The organism is Pseudomonas allokribbensis, assembly GCF_014863605.1.
Lineage (GTDB): Bacteria > Pseudomonadota > Gammaproteobacteria > Pseudomonadales > Pseudomonadaceae > Aquipseudomonas > Aquipseudomonas allokribbensis.
Genome location: NZ_CP062252.1, coordinates 6,544,004 through 6,565,027 on the forward strand (window position 1 = coordinate 6,544,004; position 21,024 = coordinate 6,565,027).

Genomic DNA, 21,024 nt, shown 5'->3' on the forward strand with positions numbered 1-21,024 from the left:
TGTTGAGAAGCTATCCAACAAGAACCGCAGACATGGCTGGAGAGCGCCAAAATCAAGGGTTGCGGCGTATTTCAGTTTTTTTACAGGGAGTGTTTTGAGCGGCGGGAGACTGTTACAGAAGCGTGGCGTTGCGCCTCGCTGGGGTGTTCGGTAACAAAAAGTGGGGAACATGCCACAACCTGGAGGCCCCAATAGGCCTTCAGGCTGTGACCGTTTATTACGGGTTACCCTTGTGGATAACTTATTCCACGGTCACCGACTTCGCCAGATTACGCGGCTGATCCACGTCGGTGCCTTTGAGTACAGCGACGTAGTACGACAGCAGTTGCAGCGGGATGGTGTAGAGGATCGGCGACAGGATGTCGTGGATGTGCGGCATCTGCACCACGTGGGTACCTTCGCCGTTGGTCATCCCTGCCTTCTCGTCAGCGAACACGATCAGTTCGCCGCCACGTGCACGGACTTCCTGCAGGTTGGACTTGAGCTTCTCGAGCAGTTCGTTGTTCGGCGCAACGGTCACCACCGGCATGTCGTTATCCACAAGCGCCAGCGGGCCATGCTTCAGTTCGCCGGCCGGATAGGCTTCGGCGTGGATGTAAGAGATTTCCTTGAGCTTCAGCGCCCCTTCCATCGCTACCGGGTATTGCGCACCACGACCGAGGAACAGGGTGTGGTTCTTGTCGGCGAACAGTTCGGCGATTTTTTCCACGGTGCTGTCCATGGCCAGCGCTTCGCCCAGGCGAGTTGGCAGGCGACGCAATTCTTCGACCAGTCGGGCTTCAACGCCTTTTTCCAGAGTGCCGCGCACCTGGCCCAAGGACAGGGTCAGCAGCAGCAGGCCGACCAGTTGCGTGGTGAACGCCTTGGTCGAGGCCACGCCGATTTCGCGACCGGCCTGGGTCAGCAGGGTCAGGTCGGATTCGCGCACCAGCGAACTGATGCCGACGTTGCAGATTGCCAGGCTGCCCAGGAAACCCAGCTCCTTGGCGTTGCGCAGGGCGGCCAGGGTGTCGGCGGTTTCGCCGGACTGGGAGATGGTGACGAACAGTGTGTCCGGCTGCACCACCACCTTGCGGTAGCGGAACTCACTGGCAACTTCGACCTGGCACGGAATCCCCGCCAGCTCTTCGAGCCAGTAACGGGCAACCATACCGGCGTGATAACTGGTGCCGCACGCCACGATCTGCACATTACGCACCTTGGCGAACAGCTCGGCGGCCTGCGGGCCGAACGCCTGCACCAGCACCTGATCCGAGCTCAATCGACCTTCCAGCGTGCGTTGCACCACGGATGGCTGCTCGTGGATTTCCTTGAGCATGTAGTGGCGGAACTCGCCTTTGTCAGCAGCTTCGGCACCGTCGGTGTACTGCACGGTCTGGCGCTCGACGGCTTTGCCGGTCACGTCCCAGATCTGCACCTTGTCACGCTGGATTTCGGCGATATCGCCCTCTTCCAGGTACATGAAACGGTCGGTGACCTGACGCAAAGCCAGTTGGTCGGAAGCGAGGAAGTTTTCGCCCAGGCCCAGACCGATCACCAGCGGGCTGCCACTGCGAGCCGCGACCAGGCGATCCGGTTGCAGCGCGTGGATAACCGCCAGACCGTAGGCGCCATGCAGTTCCTTGACCGTTGCCTTCAGGGCGTCGGACAGGTCCGGCAGCGCCTTGAGTTTTTCGGTCAGCAGGTGGGCGATAACTTCGGTATCGGTGTCGGAAGAGAACACGTAACCCTGCGCCTTGAGTTGTTCACGCAGCGCTTCATGATTTTCGATGATGCCGTTGTGCACCACCGCGACGTTGCCGGAGAAATGCGGGTGGGCGTTGCGTTCGCTCGGCGCGCCATGGGTTGCCCAGCGGGTGTGGGCGATACCGAGACGGCCAATCAGCGGATGTTCAGCCAGGGCTGCGTCCAGTTCGCTGACCTTGCCCACGCGACGGGTGCGTTCCAGCGTGCCGTCATTGGTGTACACCGCCACACCGGCACTGTCATAACCCCGGTATTCGAGGCGCTTGAGGCCTTCGACCAGGATGGCGGTGATATTACGTTCAGCTACCGCGCCGACAATTCCACACATGCTTATTTCTCCTGACTGACCGTCGCGCAAATCAAATTGATACCGCGAGCCTGAATCTGATCCCGTGCCTCCTGAGGCAGGCGATCATCGGTGATTAGGGTATGGACACTGCTCCACGGCAGCTCCAGGTTTGGAATCTTGCGGCCGATCTTGTCGGCCTCGACCATCACGATCACTTCCCGCGCCACTTCCGCCATCACCCGGCTCAGGCCGAGCAGTTCATTGAAGGTGGTGGTGCCACGCACCAGATCGATGCCATCGGCACCGATAAACAACTGATCGAAGTCGTAAGAGCGTAGTACCTGCTCGGCGACCTGGCCCTGAAAGGATTCAGAATGGGGATCCCAGGTGCCGCCGGTCATCAGCAGGACAGGTTCGTGTTCGAGTTCGCTCAGGGCGTTGGCGACGTGCAGGGAGTTGGTCATCACCACCAGGCCCGGCTGTTGGCCAAGCTCGGGAATCATCGCGGCCGTGGTGCTGCCGCTGTCGATGATGATGCGGGCGTGTTCGCGAATACGGCTGACCGCCGCACGGGCAATCGCCTGTTTGTATTTGGAAACGTTCTGACTGACGTCGGCCACCAGTTCCTGAGGCATGGTGATCGCTCCGCCGTAACGGCGCAGTAGCAGACCATGGCTTTCCAGTGCGGCCAGATCCTTGCGAATCGTAACTTCCGAGGTTTCGAAACGCTTGGCGAGCTCGTCGACACTGACTTCGCCCTGCTCATTGAGCAAGGCCAGAATGTTGTGGCGACGTTGGGGTGTGTTGCGTTTCGACATAGCGCGCTAAGTTTCGATTCGAAAGATAATGAAAGCAATCAAAACCTATCGCAGCAAAACCGTCAAGACGGGGGATGAAAAAAAATCGCTGCCCGTAGGCAGCGATTTTTCAGATCGAAGCGCTGTGGATAACTCAGCTCTTCTTGATCTTCTCCGGCCGCTTCCAGCCATCGATGTTCTTCTGCCGCGCACGGCCGACGGCCAACTGGGCGTTATCCACATTCTGGGTGATGGTCGAACCGGCTGCGGTGGTTGCACCTGCGGAGATATCCACAGGCGCCACCAGCGAATTGTTGGAGCCGATGAACACATCTTCGCCCAACACGGTTTTCCACTTGTTGGCGCCATCGTAGTTGCAGGTAATCGTGCCGGCGCCAATGTTGGTGCGGGCACCGATCTCGGCATCGCCCAGATAGGTCAGGTGCCCGGCCTTGGCGCCCTCGCCCATGCGGGCGTTTTTCAGTTCGACAAAGTTACCCACATGGGCGCGAGCCTCCAGCACAGTGCCCGGGCGCAGGCGTGCAAACGGGCCGGCATCGCTGCCTTCACCGAGCACTGCACCTTCGATATGACTGTTGGCCTTGATCACCACGCCTTTGCGCAGAGTACTGTCCTTGATCACGCAGTTCGGGCCGATCACCACGTCGTCTTCGATGACCACCTTGCCTTCGAGAATGACGTTGACGTCGATCAGCACATCGCGACCGGCGGTCACTTCACCACGCACGTCAAACCGCGCCGGGTCACGCAGGGTCACACCCTGAGCCATCAGACGACGGCCAGCGCGCAACTGATAGTGGCGCTCCAGTTCGGACAGTTGCTTGCGATCGTTGGCGCCCTGCACTTCCATCGGATCATGGGGTTGCTCGGTCGCAACCACCAGGCCATCACCGACCGCCATTTCAATCACGTCGGTCAGGTAATACTCGCCTTGGGCGTTGTTGTTCGACAGACGACCCATCCAGTCAGCCAGATGGCTGGCAGGCACCGCAAGAATACCGGTATTGCCTTCAGTGATCGCTCGTTGTGCTTCGCTGGCGTCCTTGTGCTCGACAATCGCCGCGACCTTGCCGCCGGCGTCGCGCACGATGCGGCCATAACCGGTCGGGTCGTCCAGTTCGACGGTCAGCAATCCCATCTGCCCTGGTACAACGTGCTTGAGCAGACGCTGCAGGGTTTCGACTTCGATCAACGGCACGTCACCGTAGAGAATCAGAACGGTGTCGGCGGTGATGAACGGTACAGCCTGGGCAGTCGCATGGCCGGTGCCCAACTGCTTGTCCTGCAACACGAAATTGAGATCATCGGCGGCCAGCCGCTCGCGCACCACATCGGCGCCATGGCCGATGACCACGTGAATGCGCTGTGGATCAAGTTGACGGGCACTGTGGATAACATGGCCGAGCATCGAGTCACCGGCAATCGGGTGCAGCACTTTCGGCAGTGCCGAACGCATACGGGTGCCTTGACCGGCCGCGAGGATAACGATTTCAAGAGACATGACTGGCTACCAATCCTGGGTGGTCAGCAACTGCGACCGGGTTTTTGAAAGTCGGAAAAGAAAAAAGGGTAGCCGAGGCTACCCTTTTTAATCAATCGCACAACAAGTGGCTGACGGATTAACCGCCAAACTTCTTGCGGATCTGCTGGACGGTGCGCAGCTGAGCTGCAGCCTCGGCCAGACGTGCGGACGCAGCTCCGTAATCGAAATCTGCGCTCTTCTCATGCAGAGCAGCTTCGGCAGCCTTGAGAGCTGCTTGAGCCTGAGCTTCATCCAGGTCGGCGGCACGTTGCACGGTATCGGCAAGCACCTTGACCATGTTCGGCTGAACCTCGAGGAAACCACCGGAGATGTAGAACACCTCGGCTTCCCCGCCTTGCTTGATCAGGCGGATCGGACCCGGCTTGAGATTCGTGATCAGCGGCGCGTGGCCCAGAGCGATACCAAGATCACCCAGAGCACCGTGCGCAATCACCATCTCGACCAGGCCGGAAAAGATTTCTCCTTCCGCGCTGACGATATCGCAATGGACTGTCATAGCCATCTGATTGCCTCAACCTAAATGAGCGCCCGTTGCCGGGCGCCGGGATTACAGTTTCTTGGCTTTCTCGATCGCTTCTTCGATGCCGCCGACCATGTAGAACGCTTGTTCTGGCAGGTGGTCGTAGTCACCGTTGAGGATGCCTTTGAAGCCAGCAATGGTGTCTTTCAGGGAAACGTATTTACCCGAAGCACCGGTGAAGACTTCAGCCACGAAGAACGGCTGCGACAAGAAACGCTGGATCTTACGAGCACGGTTTACCAACTGCTTGTCGGCTTCCGACAGCTCGTCCATACCCAGGATCGCGATGATGTCCTTCAGTTCTTTGTAACGCTGCAGCACGTACTGAACACCACGAGCGGTCTCGTAGTGATCGTTGCCGATCACGTTCGGGTCCAGCTGACGCGAAGTCGAGTCCAGTGGGTCTACCGCTGGGTAGATACCCAGGGAAGCGATGTCACGGGACAGAACGACGGTGGCGTCCAAGTGAGCAAACGTGGTCGCTGGCGACGGGTCAGTCAAGTCGTCCGCAGGTACGTATACGGCCTGGATCGAAGTGATCGAACCTTCCTTGGTCGAAGTGATACGTTCTTGCAGAACGCCCATCTCTTCAGCCAGGGTCGGCTGGTAACCTACTGCCGAAGGCATACGGCCCAGCAGTGCGGATACTTCAGTACCGGCCAGGGTGTAACGATAGATGTTGTCGACGAACAGCAGAACGTCGTTACCTTCGTCACGGAACTTCTCGGCCATGGTCAGGCCGGTCAGTGCTACGCGCAGACGGTTTCCCGGCGGCTCGTTCATCTGACCGTAAACCAGTGCCACTTTGTCCAGAACGTTGGAGTCCTTCATCTCGTGGTAGAAGTCGTTACCCTCACGAGTACGCTCACCCACACCGGCGAACACGGAATAACCGCTGTGCTCGATGGCGATGTTACGGATCAGTTCCATCATGTTTACGGTTTTGCCTACACCGGCACCACCGAACAGACCGACTTTACCGCCTTTGGCAAACGGGCAAACCAGGTCGATAACCTTGATGCCGGTTTCCAGCAGGTCGTTGCCGCCTGCCTGTTCAGCGAACGAAGGCGCTGGACGGTGAATGCCCCAACGCTCGTCGGTGTCGATCGGGCCAGCTTCGTCGATCGGGTTACCGAGGACGTCCATGATCCGGCCCAGGGTCGCTTTACCGACCGGTACGGAGATGGCTGCGCCAGAATCGGTAACTTCCAGACCGCGCTTCAAGCCCTCGGTGGAACCCATCGCAATGGTGCGAACCACGCCGTCGCCCAGCTGTTGCTGAACTTCCAGAGTGGTTGCGGCCGCGCTTTGAACTGTCAGCGCGTTGTAGATGCTCGGTACGCTGTCGCGTGGAAATTCCACGTCGATAACGGCGCCGATGATTTGAACGATACGTCCGCTACTCATAGCTGGATCCTCTGAATATTTGAACCGTTAAACCGCGGCAGCGCCGCCGACGATTTCCGAGATCTCTTGGGTGATCGCAGCCTGACGCGCCTTGTTGTAGATCAGCTGCAAATCGCTGATCAAATCACCGGCGTTGTCGGTAGCGTTCTTCATCGCGATCATCCGCGCAGCTTGTTCAGCCGCGTTGTTCTCGACCACCGCCTGGTAGACCTGCGACTCCACGTAACGGACCATCAAGCCGTCCAGCAGCTCCTTGGCATCCGGTTCGTAGAGATAGTCCCAGTGGTGCTTGAGTTCTTGATCCGGGGTTGCCACCAGTGGAATCAACTGCTCCACGGTAGGCTGTTGCGTCATGGTGTTGATGAACTTGTTGGATACCACGGACAGGCGGTCAATACGGCCGTCCAGATAAGCATCCAGCATCACCTTGACGCTGCCGATCAGATCATTGATCGACGGCTCTTCACCCAGGTGGCTGATAGCTGCAACGACGTTACCGCCGAAGTTGCGGAAAAAGGCCGCACCCTTGCTACCAACGACACACAGATCAATCTCGACGCCGTTTTCGCGGTTTACCGCCATGTCCTTGACCAGGGCCTTGAACAGGTTGGTGTTCAAGCCGCCGCACAGACCACGGTCACTGCTCACTACGACATAACCAACGCGCTTGATGGCGCGGTCGATCATGAACGGGTGGCGGTATTCCGGGTTGGCGTTGGCCAGATGCCCAATTACCTGGCGGATACGCTCCGCATAAGGACGGCTAGCAGCCATGCGCATTTGTGCCTTGCGCATTTTGCTGACCGCCACTTTTTCCATGGCGCTGGTAATCTTTTGCGTGCTTTTGATGCTCGCAATCTTACTGCGAATCTCTTTTGCGCCTGCCATGTAACACCTATCAGGTTAGCAAGCGGGAGCCTTGCGGCTCCCGCTGCGGCTTACCAGGTTTGGGTGGCCTTGAACTTCTCGATACCGGCTTTCATGCCAGCGTCGATTTCGTCATTGAAGTCACCCTTCACGTTGATCTTCGCCATCAAATCGGCGTGATCGCGGTTGAAGAAAGCAATCAGCGCTTGTTCGAAGCTGCCGATCTTGGCGATTTCAACGTCAGTCAGGAACCCACGCTCAGCGGCATACAGCGACAGCGCCATGTCAGCGATCGACATTGGTGCGTATTGCTTCTGCTTCATCAGCTCGGTAACGCGCTGACCATGCTCAAGTTGCTTACGGGTCGCTTCGTCCAGGTCAGAAGCGAACTGGGCGAATGCCGCCAGTTCACGGTACTGAGCCAGAGCGGTACGGATACCACCGGACAGCTTCTTGATGATCTTGGTCTGAGCGGCACCACCCACACGGGATACCGAAACACCGGCGTTCACTGCAGGGCGGATGCCCGAGTTGAACATGGCCGATTCCAGGAAGATCTGACCGTCGGTGATGGAAATCACGTTGGTCGGAACGAACGCGGAAACGTCGCCAGCCTGGGTTTCGATGATCGGCAGTGCGGTCAGGGAACCGGTTTTGCCGGTCACTGCGCCGTTGGTGAACTTCTCTACGTATTCTTCCGAAACGCGGGATGCGCGCTCCAGCAGACGGGAGTGGAGATAGAACACGTCGCCTGGGTAAGCTTCACGGCCTGGTGGACGGCGCAGCAGCAGGGAAATCTGGCGGTAAGCCACTGCTTGCTTGGACAGATCGTCATAAACGATCAGCGCGTCTTCACCGCGGTCGCGGAAGAATTCACCCATGGTGCAACCGGAGTACGGTGCCAGGAATTGCAGCGCAGGAGATTCCGAAGCACTGGCAGCCACGATGATCGTGTTGGCCAGGGCGCCGTTTTCTTCCAGCTTGCGAACCACGTTGGCGATGGTCGATTGTTTCTGACCGATTGCAACGTAGACGCAGAAAATGCCGCTGTCTTTCTGGTTGATGATCGCGTCGATCGCCAGAGCGGTCTTACCGATCTGACGGTCACCGATGATCAGCTCACGCTGGCCACGGCCGACAGGGATCATGGCATCGACAGCCTTGTAGCCAGTCTGTACAGGCTGGTCTACCGACTTACGCCAGATCACGCCTGGAGCAACTTTCTCGACCGCGTCGGTCAAGGTGTTGTTCAGCGGACCTTTGCCGTCAACTGGGTTACCCAGTGCGTCGACAACGCGACCCAGCAGTTCCTTACCAACCGGAACTTCGAGGATGCGGCCGGTGCACTTGGCGCTCATGCCTTCAGCCAGAGACTGGTAGGAGCCCAATACAACGGCACCTACGGAGTCTTGCTCCAGGTTGAGGGCCATACCGTAGACGCCGCCCGGAAACTCGATCATCTCGCCGTACATGACGTCGGCCAGACCGTGAATCCGCACGATGCCGTCAGATACGCTGACGACAGTGCCTTCGTTACGGGCTTGGGAGGTCACATCGAGCTTGTCGATGCGGCCCTTGATAATTTCACTTATTTCGGAAGGATTGAGTTGCTGCATTGCTCTGCTGCCCCTTCAAACTCAAGATTTCAATGCTTCGGCAAGTTTCGCGATTTTGCCGCGAATCGAGCCATCGATAACCAGGTCGCCGGCGCGGATAACGACACCACCTATAAGGGCAGCATCCTCCGCAACTTGCAGGCGCACTTCCCGGTTGAGTCGTGCACTGAGAACCTTGGCGAGTTTGTCTTGCTGTTCTTGGTTCAATGCAAAAGCACTGGTCACTTCAACGTCTACCGATTTCTCTTGTTCGGCCTTGTACAGGTCGAACAGAGCAGCAATCTCCGGCAGAAGCGGGAGACGGTCGTTTTCGGCAACGACATTGATGAAGTTCTGTGCCTTGGCATCAAACTTGTCGCCGCACACGTCAATGAACGTGGCGGCCTTTTCTGCGCTCGTCAGTCGCGGGGCCTTGAGCACGCGCTGCATGGTGTCGTCTTGCGACACCGCTGCAGCCAGGCCGAGCATGGCTGACCAATTGGCCAGTTGCTGGTGGGCCTGAGCGTGCTCGAAGGCCGCCTTAGCGTAAGGTCGGGCCAACGTGGTCAGTTCTGCCATGATCGCCCTCGCTTAGATTTCAGCAGCCAGTTGGTTAACCAGCTCTGCGTGCGCGTTTTGATCGATTGTGGCACCCAGGATCTTCTCGGCGCCGCCGACAGCCAGCAAGCCCACTTGGGCGCGCAGCTTGTCTTTGACACTGTTCAGTTCCTGTTCGATCTCGGCTTGAGCCTGAACCTTCACACGGTCAGCGTCGACGCGGGCCTTTTCAACGGCCTCTTCGACAATCTGGTTACCGCGTTTCTTGGCTTGCTCGATGATTTCAGCTGCCTGAGCTTTCGCTTCGCGCAGTTGCTGACCCGCTTTCTCTTGGGCCAACTCCAGGTCGCGAGCTGCTCGGCTGGCAGCGTCCAGACCATCAGCGATCTTCTTTTGACGTTCGTGCAGAGCTGCGATGACCGGAGGCCATACGAACTTCATGCAGAACAGTACAAAAATCAGGAACGCAACGGACTGGCCAATCAGGGTCGCATTAATGTTCACGCCAACACCTCGCAGTTACGTTGTCCATCACACCAAATCACTCGGAAAATCCGAATGATTAGCCAGCGATTTGACCAACGAACGGGTTCGCAAAGGTGAAGAACAGAGCGATACCAACACCGATCATGGTTACGGCGTCGAGCAGACCGGCAACGATGAACATTTTAACTTGCAGCATTGGAACCATTTCTGGCTGACGCGCTGCGCCTTCCAGGAACTTGCCGCCCAGCAGGCCGAAACCAATTGCGGTACCCAGTGCGCCCAGGCCGATCAACAGTGCAACAGCGATAGCGGTTAGACCAACTACAGTTTCCATCTTTCCTCCCGACTTTTACGTCGTATGGTTTAGGTTTTTTAGATTAAAGCGGTAAAACAAATCGTTTCATGGTGCCCCGTGAGGAGCCCCTTCCCGTTTTACCGGGAAGGACATCAGACTAGTCGAGACTGGTCTTAATGGTTTTCTTCGTGCGCCATCGACAGGTAGACGATGGTCAGCATCATGAAGATGAACGCCTGCAGGGTGATGATCAGGATGTGGAACACAGCCCACGCCCACTGCAGAACAACGCCCAGGCCGCTGAGCCAGAGCAGGCCGCTGCCGAACATCACAGCGATCAGGATGAACACCAGCTCGCCGGCATACATGTTGCCGAACAGACGCAGAGCCAGAGAGATCGGTTTGGCGATCAGGGTCACGAATTCCAGCAGGAAGTTCACCGGGATCAGCAGCGCCTGAACGAAGATGTTCTTGCTGCCGAACGGGTGCAGGGTCAGCTCGCCGATGAAGCCGCCGAGGCCCTTGACCTTGATGCTATAGAAAATGATCAGTGCGAAAACCGAGAACGCCATGCCCAGGGTCGCGTTCGGGTCGGTAGTCGACACGGCGCGGAACGGGATGTGGTGATCGCCGGAAATCAGGATGGCCAGCTGAGGAATCCAGTCGACCGGTACCAGGTCGACGGCGTTCATCAGGAACACCCAGACGAAGATGGTCAGTGCCAGCGGTGCAATCACCGGGCTACGGCCATGGAAGCTGTCTTTCACGCTGCCATCGACGAATTCGACCAGCACTTCAACGAAGTTCTGCAGTGCACCTGGCTGACCGGAAGTCGCCTTCTTGGCCGCCATGCGGAAAAGAAGAACGAAAATCAGACCCAGCGCGACCGACCAGCCGAGGGTATCGACGTGGAAAGCCCAGAAGCCCATTTCCTTGGCTTCTGCTGCGGTGTGGGCAAAGCCCCAGCCGCCGTTGGGTAGCTGACCGAAGGTCAGGTTCTGCAAGTGGTGCTGGATATAGCCCGAAGCGGTTGTTTCTGCCATGGTTGCCTCAAACGCCCTAAGGTCTCGAAAGTCTTGTTCTCATCAGCAGGGGAGCGAACCAGCTGACCGACTGAGTCAGCACGAAGGCGCCGAATACAGCAATCGGCGCCAGTGGCTTCACACCTGCAAACACCAGTGCAAACAGCACTGCCGTCAAAATCAGTTTGCCTGCCTCGCCGGCGTAGAACGACCGGACGATGGACTGGGCTGCTCGGGCGCCGGAAAACCGAAATGCCTTGTGAGCGAAATAAACATTGGGCAGCAAGGCTATCAGGCCTCCGCAAAGTCCCGAGTATCCGGCAACGACTCCGTGCCATTGCCAGAGCGCCAAAGCGGCAATGAGCAAAATGACAAATTGAGCCATTAACACCGGAAAAACCGCCAGGCGATGGAACGGCAGGCGGTTTGGCTTGCGGGTTTCCATCACGATTGCTCTCCAATGGTCGGCTGCCGAAATTCAATAACTTGGCATAATTTGTGCCGACAAAATGCGCGCAGAGTATAGGGGCGGTTCTGCCCCTATTCAACTGTCAGGTAGTGATTTCCGACTGCGCGCTACAAGAGGAATTGTTTCAGCGGATGTGTGCGAGCACACCCTGAAGCTCGTCGAGGGAGTTGTAACCGATCACCAACTGACCCTTTCCCTTCTTCCCGTGGCGGATCTGCACCGCAGAGCCTAGGCGCTCGGCCAGACGTTGCTCGAGGCGAGCGATATCCGGGTCGGGTTTGGAGGGTTCGACAGGCTCGGGTTTGCCACTCAACCACTGACGAACCAGTGCTTCAGTCTGGCGCACGGTAAGACCGCGTGCGACAACATGTCGCGCCCCTTCCACCTGCTGATTGTCCGGCAGACCGAGCAATGCACGGGCATGGCCCATTTCCAGGTCGCCGTGGGACAGCATGGTCTTGATGACTTCCGGCAGCGCAATCAGGCGCAACAGGTTGGCTACGGTGACGCGGGACTTACCCACAGCCTCGGCCACCTGTTGCTGGGTGAGCTGGAATTCCTGCTGCAAACGCTGCAGCGCTACCGCTTCTTCGATCGGATTGAGGTCTTCGCGCTGGATGTTCTCGATCAACGCAATGGCGATCGCGGTTTCATCCGGCACATCACGGACCATGGCCGGGATGGTTTCCTGGCCGGCCTGCTGGCTTGCGCGCCAGCGACGCTCACCGGCGATGATTTCAAAGCGGCCACCACCAATCGGGCGAACCACGATCGGCTGCATCACGCCCTGGGCCTTGATCGACTGCGCCAGCTCTTCCAGCGCCTGCGGATCCATGTCCCGGCGTGGCTGATACTTGCCGCGCTGCAACAGGTCCAGTGGCAGGTGCTGCAACTCACGGCTGTCAGCCTGCGCCGCTTGTTCTTCCAGCGAGCTGACAGTCGGACCGCTCAGCAGTGCATCCAGTCCTCGTCCGAGACCTCGTTTCTTGACGGCCATGGGGATTCCTTAAGTTGGCTGAGCAGCGGCGATGCGTGAATTTTTGCGCTGACGGCGAACCATCTCGCCCGCCAGGGCCAGATAGGCCAGCGCGCCACGCGATTGCTTGTCGTAGGCCAGCGCCGGCATGCCGTAGCTCGGAGCTTCGGCCAGGCGGATGTTGCGCGGGATCACCGTGTCGTACAGCTGATCGCCGAAGTGTTCCTTGAGCTGGGCCGATACATCGTTCATCAGGCTCAGGCGCGGGTCGTACATGGTCCGCAGCAGACCTTCGACTTTCAGGTTCGGGTTCAGCAGTTCGGCAATGCGCTTGATGTTATCCACAAGGTCGCTCAAACCTTCGAGCGCAAAGTACTCGCACTGCATGGGGATAATCACCCCGTCAGCGGCGACCAGTGCGTTCAGCGTGAGCATCGACAGCGACGGCGGGCAGTCGATCAGAATGTAATCGTAGTTTTCACGGATCGGCGCCAGCGCGCTGCGCAGACGACTTTCCTTCATCTGCATTTCCAGCAGCACCACTTCGGCCGCCGTCAGATCGCGGTTGGCCGGCAGCAGTTGATAACCACCGTGTTCGGAGTAGTGCATGGCCTGGGCCAGATCGCATTCGCCGATCAGCAGGTCGTAGACCGAGTTTTCCAGGCCATGTTTATCCACACCGCTACCCATGGTGGCGTTGCCCTGTGGATCGAGATCGATCAACAGCACCCGGCGCTTGGTCGCGACCAGGGATGCTGCGAGGTTGATGCAGGTGGTGGTCTTGCCCACACCACCCTTCTGGTTCGCTATCGCGAATACCTTAGCCATTCTTGCTTGTGTTCCCAATCATGCCGTGCGGCGCAGTATCAGCAGATGGCGTTGGCCTTGGCAACCGGGTACGGCCAGGGCGTGTTCGCTATCGAGTTTGAAGTCTGCCGGCAATGCTACCAGCTCATCGGCCGGATGGACGCCCTTCATTGCCAGCCAGCGTGTATCGGCGTCGCCAAGGTGGCGAGTCCAGTTGGTGAAGTTCTCCATGCTGCTGAACGCCCGGGAAATGATCCCGTTGAACGGCTGTGCAGGCTGGAACGCTTCGACGCGACTGTGGATAACTTGCAGGTTATCCAGTTTGAGTTCGAGTTTGACCTGGGTCAGGAAGCGGGTTTTCTTGCCGTTGCTGTCCAGGCAGGTCACTTGCGAGTCTGGATACAGGATCGCCAAAGGGATCCCCGGCATGCCGCCGCCGCTACCGACATCCAGCCAGCGGCCGTTTTCGATGAACGACATCACGCTGAGGCTATCGAGCAAGTGACGGGAAACCATTTCGTCCGGATCGCGGACGGCAGTCAGGTTGTAGGCCTGGTTCCATTTGATCAACAGGGCCAGATAACCCAGCAGCAATTCGTGCTGGGTTTCAGTGAGATTGACACCGAGCTCGCGGGCTCCTGTGGATAACTCTTCGGCGTGTTGCGAAGTGACCTTAGAACTCAAGCGCTTTGCTCCAACTGACGGCCCGCGCCGCGTTTTTTCAAATGAATCATCAACAGCGAAATCGCTGCCGGGGTCACACCCGGGATCCGAGAAGCCTGGCCCAGCGTCTCGGGACGAGTCGCGCCAAGCTTGCTCTGGATCTCCTTGGAGAGACCGGAAATGTTGGTGTAATCGATATCCACAGGCAGTTTCGTGTCTTCGCTTGCACGCAGACGGGCGATTTCGTCCTGTTGACGGTCGATGTAACCGGCGTATTTGGTCTTGATTTCGACCTGTTCGGCGACCTGTGGATCTTCGGCGCCCTGCCCGGTCACTTCGACCAGACCAGCGTAGTCGATTTCCGGACGACTCAAGAGGTTGAGCAAGTTGTATTCGTGAGTCAGCGGCGTGCCGAATTTCTCGGCAATCGCATCGCCCTGCTGCGTATTCGGGCGAACCCAAGTGCTTTTCAGGCGCTGTTCTTCGAGTTCGATGCTTTCGCGTTTCTTGCAGAACGCTGCCCAACGCGCGTCATCGACCAGACCCAGTTCGCGACCTTTTTCGGTCAGACGCAGGTCCGCGTTGTCCTCACGCAGGATCAGGCGGTACTCGGCACGGGAAGTAAACATGCGGTACGGCTCTTGGGTGCCGAGGGTAATCAGGTCGTCGACCAATACTCCGATGTACGCCTCATCGCGACGCGGGCACCAGGCTTCTTTGCCTTTCGCACGCAGTGCGGCGTTCGCGCCGGCCAGCAAACCCTGGGCGCCGGCTTCTTCGTAACCGGTGGTGCCGTTGATCTGGCCAGCGAAGAACAGACCGCCGATGACTTTGGTTTCCAGGCTGTACTTCAGGTCGCGTGGATCGAAGTAGTCGTATTCGATCGCATAACCCGGACGCACGATGTGCGCGTTTTCCATGCCGCGGATCGATTGCACGATCTGCAATTGCACGTCGAACGGCAGGCTTGTGGATATCCCGTTCGGATACAGCTCATGGGTGGTCAGACCTTCCGGTTCGATGAACACCTGATGGCTTTCCTTGTCGGCAAAACGGTGGATCTTGTCTTCAATCGAAGGGCAATAACGCGGACCAATGCCTTCAATCTCGCCGGCTGCGGAATACATCGGCGAACGGTCGAGGTTCGCGGCAATGATTTCGTGGGTGCGGGCGTTGGTGTGAGTAATCCAGCAGCTGACCTGACGTGGATGCTGTTCCTTGTTGCCCATGAACGACATCACCGGGATCGGCGTATCACCCGGTTGCTCGGTCATCACCGAGAAATCCACAGACTTGCCGTCGATACGAGGTGGCGTACCGGTTTTCAGGCGACCGACACGCAGCGGCAGTTCACGCAGACGGTGCGCCAGGGCGATCGACGGCGGATCACCGGCGCGACCGCCAGAGAAATTCTGCAAACCGATGTGGATAAGTCCGCCCAGGAACGTACCGGTAGTCAGCACAACGGAATCAGCGAAGAAACGCAGACCCATTTGCGTGACAACACCGCGTACTTGTTCCTGCTCGACGATCAGGTCATCAGCGGCCTGTTGAAATATCCACAGGTTCGGCTGGTTTTCCAGAATTTCGCGGACAGCGGCCTTGTACAAAATCCGGTCGGCTTGCGCACGGGTCGCCCGTACGGCCGGGCCTTTGCGGCTGTTCAACACGCGAAACTGGATGCCGCCCTTATCGGTGGCCATGGCCATCGCGCCGCCAAGGGCGTCGATTTCCTTGACCAAATGGCTTTTGCCGATGCCACCGATGGCCGGGTTGCAACTCATGGCTCCGAGGGTTTCCACGTTATGCGTCAGCAGAAGGGTTTTTGCACCCATGCGTGCTGACGCCAGTGCTGCCTCGGTACCGGCATGACCGCCGCCGATGACGATCACTTCAAAACGGGAAGGGAAATCCACCACGCACCTCGTGCCTGCTTAAGTAGGTAATTCAGGAATAGTTTGAGATCAGGTTTCTGGACCTGGTCGATAAGTATAGGGACTTCGCCCTTCCTAAAGAACCCTTTGCACAAAAATTAACCAGCTGTGGAGAACTCGCGGTTAAAAGAATAAAAAAGAGAGAAAGTTATAAAACCTTTGTTTTAAAGCTTATTCTTACTGCCCCACATTTCTGTGGATAGATTGCTACAGGCCTTAATATTCAAAATGTACAGCGATTTAAAACCCTGTGCCCATGTGGTCAGGAGGCCCTTGGATAACCGGTGTAAGCCTGTGGATGAATGAGGAGGTTATCCACAGAGGCAGTTATGTTCAGTTTTCAAGCCCTGTTATCAACTGCCCTCAGCGGCAGTTATTCACAGGGCTTAATCCACAGAAATCGGACGAATGAAGGAATCGCGGACGCGGAAAATCCGCTCAGGAACAGAAAATCTGTCCGGCACTGGAGGAAGGGAAGTCAAAGAGGAGAGACAGACAGGTCGCGAATGGACCTGTCTGTGGACAACGGAAGGGCTATTTACCGATGCAGAAGCTGGAAAAGATCCGTCCCAGCAGATCATCGGAGCTGAACGCTCCGGTAATTTCCCCGAGGGAATGCTGAGCCTGGCGCAGATCTTCTGCCAACAGTTCGCCGGCACCCGCCAGAGTCAGCTGCGCGCGACCGTGTTCAAGGGCCGCACTGGCATGACGCAAGGCTTCCAGGTGACGACGGCGTGCGCTGAAGCTGCTTTCCGAGGTCTGCTCGTAACCCATGCAGGCTTTCAGGTGATCACGCAGAAGGTCCAGGCCTTCACCGGCAGACTTGGCGCTCAGGCTGATGGTCACGTGGCCATCGTCACTGACTTCCAGGGCAATGGCTTCACCAGTGAGATCAGCCTTGTTGCGAATCAGGGTGACCTTCGCCGGATCTGGTCGGGTTTCAAGGAATTCTGGCCACAACGCGAACGGATCCGCAGCTTCCGGGGCCGCAGCATCGACCACCAACAGCACTCGATCGGCTTCGCCGATGGCTTTCAATGCTCGCTCGACACCGATCTTTTCCACATGGTCGTCGGTATCACGCAAACCGGCAGTGTCCACGACATGCAGTGGCATGCCGTCGATGTGGATATGTTCGCGCAGGATATCCCGGGTGGTGCCGGCGATTTCAGTCACGATGGCGGCTTCTCGACCGGCCAATGCGTTGAGCAGACTGGATTTGCCGGCATTCGGACGACCGGCGATCACCACGGTCATGCCGTCACGCAGCAATGCACCCTGTCCGGCTTCGCGCAAGACGGTGGATAACTCGTCACGAACCTTGTCGAGCATGCTCAGCACGTGGCCATCGGCGAGGAAGTCGATCTCTTCTTCCGGGAAATCGATGGCTGCCTCGACATAAATCCTCAAACCGATCAGTTGTTCGGTGAGGTTATGCACACGCTGGGAAAACGCACCCTGTAAGGAACGCAACGCGTTGCGTGCAGCCTGTGCAGAACTGGCTTCGATCAGGTCGGCAATGGCCTCGGCCTGGGCGAGGTCGAGTTTGTCATTGAGGAATGCTCTTTCGCTGAACTCGCCGGGACGGGCCAGGCGGCAGCCCAGTTCCAGGCAACGCTTGAGCAACATGTCGAGGACGATCGGACCGCCGTGGCCCTGCAGTTCCAGCACATCTTCACCGGTGAACGAGTTCGGCCCGGGGAAATACAGCGCCAGACCTTCATCCAGCACCTGTTGATCGTCACTGAAGAACGGGCCGTAGTGGGCAAACCGCGGTTTCAGTTCGCGGCCGCTGATCGCTTTGGCCGCAATGCTGGCCAGCGGCCCGGAAATTCGAACGATGCCCACGCCGCCACGGCCCTGAGCGGTGGCGACGGCTGCGATGGTTTCACGAGGTGCGCTCATAAACCGGTATCCAGACAAAAGTGGCAGATAGCAAAACGCCCCACTAGGGGGCGTTTTGAGTGGTGTTATCCACAGAGTAAGTTACGCCTCGGCTTTTTTCGTCGCCGCTTCGATCTTACGCGTGATGTACCACTGTTGAGCAATCGACAGGCAGTTGTTCACAACCCAGTACAGCACCAGACCAGCCGGGAACCACAGGAAGAAGAACGTGAAGATGATTGGCATCATTTTCATGACCTTGGCCTGCATCGGATCCGGAGGAGTCGGGTTCAGACGTTGCTGGATGAACATGGTCGCGCCCATGATGATCGGCAGGATGAAGAACGGATCCTTGATCGACAGGTCGGTAATCCACAGCATGAACGGCGCCTGGCGCATTTCCACGCTTTCCAGCAGAACCCAGTACAGCGAAAGGAAAACCGGCATCTGCACCAGGATCGGCAAGCAGCCACCCAGCGGATTGATCTTCTCTTTCTTGTACAGCTCCATCATGGCTTGCGACATTTTCTGCCGGTCATCGCCATGTTGCTCTTTCAGTGCAGCCAGTTTCGGAGCCACGGCACGCATGCGGGCCATCGACTTGTAGCTGGCGGCCGACAGAGGGAAGAAAATCCCCTTGATCAGCATGGTCAGGAAGATGATCGACCAGCCCCAGTTGCCGACGATGGCGTGGATATGTTGCAGCAGCCAGAAGATTGGCTGGGCAATGAACCACAGAATGCCGTAGTCGACGGTCAGTTCCAGACCTGGGGACAACTCTTTCAGCACAGCCTGGCTTTTCGGACCTGCGTACAGAACAGCGCTGGTCTCGACTTTTGCACCCGGTGCAGCGGTCAACGAAGGACCGGTGTAACCGATGATGTAGTTGCCTTTGCTGTCTTTACGGGTCTGAACGACGTTGTTTTCGCCCTTCGGAGCAACCCATGCAGTCACGAAGTAGTGTTGCAGCCAGGCTACCCAGCCACCGGTGACGGTTTCCTTGAGCTGACCTTTGTCCATGTCCTTCATGGACACTTTCTTGTACGGCTCGGAACTTGTCCACAGGGCGGCGCCCAGGTAAGTCGCGGTGCCGGTAGCAGTGGTCGACGATGGATCTGCGCTTGCATCGCGTTTCAGCTGGGCAAACATCGAACCGGACCAAGGCTGAGCGCTCTGGTTGTCGATCAGATAAGTGACGGTCACGTCATACAGGCCACGTTTCAGGGTGAAACGCTTGATGTAGTTGACGCCGTCTTTGCTGAACTTCAGGTCGACGACCAATTGGTCCTGACCGTCAGCAAGTTGATAAGTCTTCTTCTCCGAGGAGTAGATCGGGCGACCGGCCGGGCTTGCGTCCGGACCGTTGGTGCCGATCAGACCGCTTTGCGCCAGATAAGTACGTTCGCCGCCGTTGTCGAACAGCTGGAACGGAACGTCCGGACGATCCTGACGACGTGGATACAGAGGCAAGGTCAGTTGAGCAACATCGCCACCCTGTGGATCGATCGACAGATCGAGCACGTCGGTTTTGATCTGGATCAGATCCTTGCTGGCGGCGACCGGCGTTTCGGCAGGTGCGCTGGTATCGCTTGCGGCGCGCGGAATATCGTCACTGGCGGCAGCGTTATTGCCAGTGGCGGTGTCCGGCAAACCGGATGTAGTCGTACTGGAAGCAACATTCTGAGTCGGCAGGGCAGCCTGACCATAGTCCTGGTTCCATTTAAGAACCATGACGTAGGACACGATTGCCAGGGCGACGATCAGGATCGTGCGTTTGATATCCATGATTACTCGGCCATCGAAGAAGAACGGGAGGTAGGGATAGGTGGAACCGGGTCATAACCACCGGGATTCCACGGATGACAGCGACCTAAACGACGAAAGGTCAGCCAGCCACCGCGCAGAAGGCCATGATTTTCGATGGCTTCATACGCGTAGCAAGAACAACTGGGGTAGAAACGACAGTGACTGGCCATCAAGGGACTAATGGCGTAGCGATAAAACTGGATCGGAACGAGTGCCAGTTTACGCATCTGGACTGTCTACCCCTACAGTTTCGGTTTTGACTGCTGGTACCGGCTTGTTGCGTGCCAGACGTTTCCAGAGTTTGCCGAAATGCTGAATCAATTCGGGGTTTTCTACGTCACCCAAACCTTTGCGCGCGACGATAACGATGTCCCAGCCGACCAGTGAATCCTGGTGCAGGCGAAACGATTCGCGCATCAGACGTTTGAGGCGATTGCGCTCAACGGAGAGCTTTACGCTCTTTTTCCCGATAACCAGCCCGAGACGGGGGTGATCGAGGTCGTTGTTGCGCGCAAGGAGCAGGAGATTTTTCCCCGGAACCTTGCCGGTAGGGGAGTCAAAGACTGCCTTGAAATGCCGAGGAGTAAGCAGACGCTTTTCCCGACTGAAGTCCTGACTCACCTCCAGTGCCGGATTATCAAACTGCCAGACGTGCGCGGCCTTTGGCGCGACGACGCGACAGTACGGCACGGCCGTTCTTGGTAGCCATGCGAGCACGGAAACCGTGGGTACGAGCGCGTTTGATAGTGCTTGGTTGGAAAGTACGTTTCATGTCGTGTTACCTGGTTCGTCCACAACGGGCCGGAATGGCCCCCGTTTTAAGAGACCGGGGATTCTAGAGAAAGCAAGCCAATAGGTCAATTTCCAACCAACGTTTCCTTATAAATAGATCTCCAGAGCTGTCAGCTCGTGAATTCCGTCCAGCCAGATATAAAAATAAAGAAGCGAAGTATTTAAAGCTTTTCTGTAAAGCTTATAAAAGCTAGGCCCGGCCTCATCTGTGGATAACTGACTCGAGGCCTTGTTTTCAGCACTGTACAGAGAATGACAACTACAGTGGAAAACCGTGTTCAGCCTGTGCTGCGCTATCGGATAACCTGTGGGTGGAAACGGTGTTTATCCACAGGCTGGTTATCCACCGGGTTCGACCCCCAGTTGTCCAGTGTGCTCAGATGGGGTTATCCACAGAGCTTATTCACACACCGTTGGTCGCTTTTTCACCGGATAAGGCATTGATAAATCATGTCCACCGGACAACCTGCATGTGGATAAGTGGACGGCTGGCCGCTACAATGGCCGCTTGTTTTTGCCTCACCGGCTTTCAAATTAGGGGATTTCC

The 21,024-nt window shown here is 57.4% G+C and carries 21 protein-coding genes; all 21 read right to left on the reverse strand.

Annotated features, from left to right (window positions below; translation table 11 throughout):
* Positions 1-241 precede the first annotated feature (241 nt).
* The 21 genes from glmS to rpmH all read right to left on the reverse strand — a co-directional run bounded on the left by glmS (position 242) and on the right by rpmH (position 20,457).
* Positions 242-2,074, reverse strand: a complete 1,833-nt coding sequence (glmS, locus tag IF199_RS30175; protein ID WP_096822374.1) for a glutamine--fructose-6-phosphate transaminase (isomerizing) — start codon at positions 2,072-2,074, stop codon at positions 242-244.
* A 2-nt stretch (positions 2,075-2,076) separates the two neighbouring features.
* Positions 2,077-2,853: a DeoR/GlpR family DNA-binding transcription regulator gene (locus tag IF199_RS30180; RefSeq protein ID WP_192559380.1), complete on the reverse strand. Its 777-nt coding sequence runs from the start codon at positions 2,851-2,853 to the stop codon at positions 2,077-2,079.
* Between the two features lie 133 nt (positions 2,854-2,986).
* Positions 2,987-4,354, reverse strand: a complete 1,368-nt coding sequence (gene glmU / locus IF199_RS30185) for a bifunctional UDP-N-acetylglucosamine diphosphorylase/glucosamine-1-phosphate N-acetyltransferase GlmU (protein WP_192559381.1) — start codon at positions 4,352-4,354, stop codon at positions 2,987-2,989.
* 118 nt (positions 4,355-4,472) lie between these two features.
* Positions 4,473-4,898 (reverse strand): F0F1 ATP synthase subunit epsilon, encoded by a 426-nt coding sequence (locus IF199_RS30190; protein ID WP_007954164.1) that lies wholly within the window; start codon positions 4,896-4,898, stop codon positions 4,473-4,475.
* A gap of 45 nt (positions 4,899-4,943) precedes the next feature.
* Positions 4,944-6,323 (reverse strand): F0F1 ATP synthase subunit beta, encoded by a 1,380-nt coding sequence (gene atpD / locus IF199_RS30195; RefSeq protein ID WP_096822377.1) that lies wholly within the window; start codon positions 6,321-6,323, stop codon positions 4,944-4,946.
* Positions 6,324-6,350: 27 nt separating this feature from the next.
* Positions 6,351-7,211, reverse strand: a complete 861-nt coding sequence (gene atpG, locus IF199_RS30200) for a F0F1 ATP synthase subunit gamma (RefSeq protein ID WP_092297368.1) — start codon at positions 7,209-7,211, stop codon at positions 6,351-6,353.
* 50 nt (positions 7,212-7,261) lie between these two features.
* Entirely contained in the window at positions 7,262-8,806 is a 1,545-nt protein-coding gene (gene atpA, locus IF199_RS30205; RefSeq protein ID WP_096822378.1) for a F0F1 ATP synthase subunit alpha, read from the reverse strand.
* A 21-nt stretch (positions 8,807-8,827) separates the two neighbouring features.
* A complete protein-coding gene (locus IF199_RS30210) occupies positions 8,828-9,364 on the reverse strand; it encodes a F0F1 ATP synthase subunit delta (protein ID WP_007911956.1) in 537 nt (178 codons plus the stop codon).
* Between the two features lie 12 nt (positions 9,365-9,376).
* The gene (locus tag IF199_RS30215) at positions 9,377-9,847 is read right to left on the reverse strand and encodes a F0F1 ATP synthase subunit B (protein ID WP_007954149.1); all 471 of its coding nucleotides are present in this window, start codon (positions 9,845-9,847) and stop codon (positions 9,377-9,379) included.
* A 58-nt stretch (positions 9,848-9,905) separates the two neighbouring features.
* Positions 9,906-10,163 carry a F0F1 ATP synthase subunit C gene (atpE, locus tag IF199_RS30220; protein WP_003097235.1) on the reverse strand — a complete coding sequence of 86 codons (258 nt, stop codon included), beginning with the start codon at positions 10,161-10,163 and terminating at the stop codon, positions 9,906-9,908.
* Between the two features lie 134 nt (positions 10,164-10,297).
* Positions 10,298-11,167, reverse strand: a complete 870-nt coding sequence (gene atpB / locus IF199_RS30225) for a F0F1 ATP synthase subunit A (protein WP_007954148.1) — start codon at positions 11,165-11,167, stop codon at positions 10,298-10,300.
* Between the two features lie 16 nt (positions 11,168-11,183).
* Entirely contained in the window at positions 11,184-11,591 is a 408-nt protein-coding gene (locus tag IF199_RS30230; protein ID WP_003229783.1) for a F0F1 ATP synthase subunit I, read from the reverse strand.
* Between the two features lie 148 nt (positions 11,592-11,739).
* The gene (locus IF199_RS30235; protein ID WP_064600630.1) at positions 11,740-12,612 is read right to left on the reverse strand and encodes a ParB/RepB/Spo0J family partition protein; all 873 of its coding nucleotides are present in this window, start codon (positions 12,610-12,612) and stop codon (positions 11,740-11,742) included.
* A gap of 9 nt (positions 12,613-12,621) precedes the next feature.
* On the reverse strand, positions 12,622-13,419 hold the full coding sequence (locus tag IF199_RS30240) for a ParA family protein (protein ID WP_007954142.1): 798 nt from the start codon (positions 13,417-13,419) through the stop codon (positions 12,622-12,624).
* Positions 13,420-13,437: 18 nt separating this feature from the next.
* The gene (gene rsmG, locus IF199_RS30245; RefSeq protein ID WP_007911906.1) at positions 13,438-14,082 is read right to left on the reverse strand and encodes a 16S rRNA (guanine(527)-N(7))-methyltransferase RsmG; all 645 of its coding nucleotides are present in this window, start codon (positions 14,080-14,082) and stop codon (positions 13,438-13,440) included.
* Positions 14,079-15,977 (reverse strand): tRNA uridine-5-carboxymethylaminomethyl(34) synthesis enzyme MnmG, encoded by a 1,899-nt coding sequence (gene mnmG, locus IF199_RS30250; protein WP_096822379.1) that lies wholly within the window; start codon positions 15,975-15,977, stop codon positions 14,079-14,081. Before mnmG ends, rsmG begins: the two co-directional genes overlap by 4 nt.
* A gap of 552 nt (positions 15,978-16,529) precedes the next feature.
* Complete coding sequence (gene mnmE / locus IF199_RS30255; RefSeq protein WP_192559382.1) at positions 16,530-17,900, reverse strand: tRNA uridine-5-carboxymethylaminomethyl(34) synthesis GTPase MnmE; 1,371 nt, start codon at positions 17,898-17,900, stop codon at positions 16,530-16,532.
* An 81-nt stretch (positions 17,901-17,981) separates the two neighbouring features.
* Complete coding sequence (gene yidC / locus IF199_RS30260) at positions 17,982-19,664, reverse strand: membrane protein insertase YidC (RefSeq protein WP_096822381.1); 1,683 nt, start codon at positions 19,662-19,664, stop codon at positions 17,982-17,984.
* A 2-nt stretch (positions 19,665-19,666) separates the two neighbouring features.
* Entirely contained in the window at positions 19,667-19,912 is a 246-nt protein-coding gene (gene yidD / locus IF199_RS30265; RefSeq protein WP_010465488.1) for a membrane protein insertion efficiency factor YidD, read from the reverse strand.
* Positions 19,905-20,306, reverse strand: a complete 402-nt coding sequence (rnpA, locus tag IF199_RS30270; RefSeq protein ID WP_011336726.1) for a ribonuclease P protein component — start codon at positions 20,304-20,306, stop codon at positions 19,905-19,907. Before rnpA ends, yidD begins: the two co-directional genes overlap by 8 nt.
* A gap of 16 nt (positions 20,307-20,322) precedes the next feature.
* A complete protein-coding gene (gene rpmH / locus IF199_RS30275; RefSeq protein ID WP_003213577.1) occupies positions 20,323-20,457 on the reverse strand; it encodes a 50S ribosomal protein L34 in 135 nt (44 codons plus the stop codon).
* Positions 20,458-21,024 lie beyond the last annotated feature (567 nt).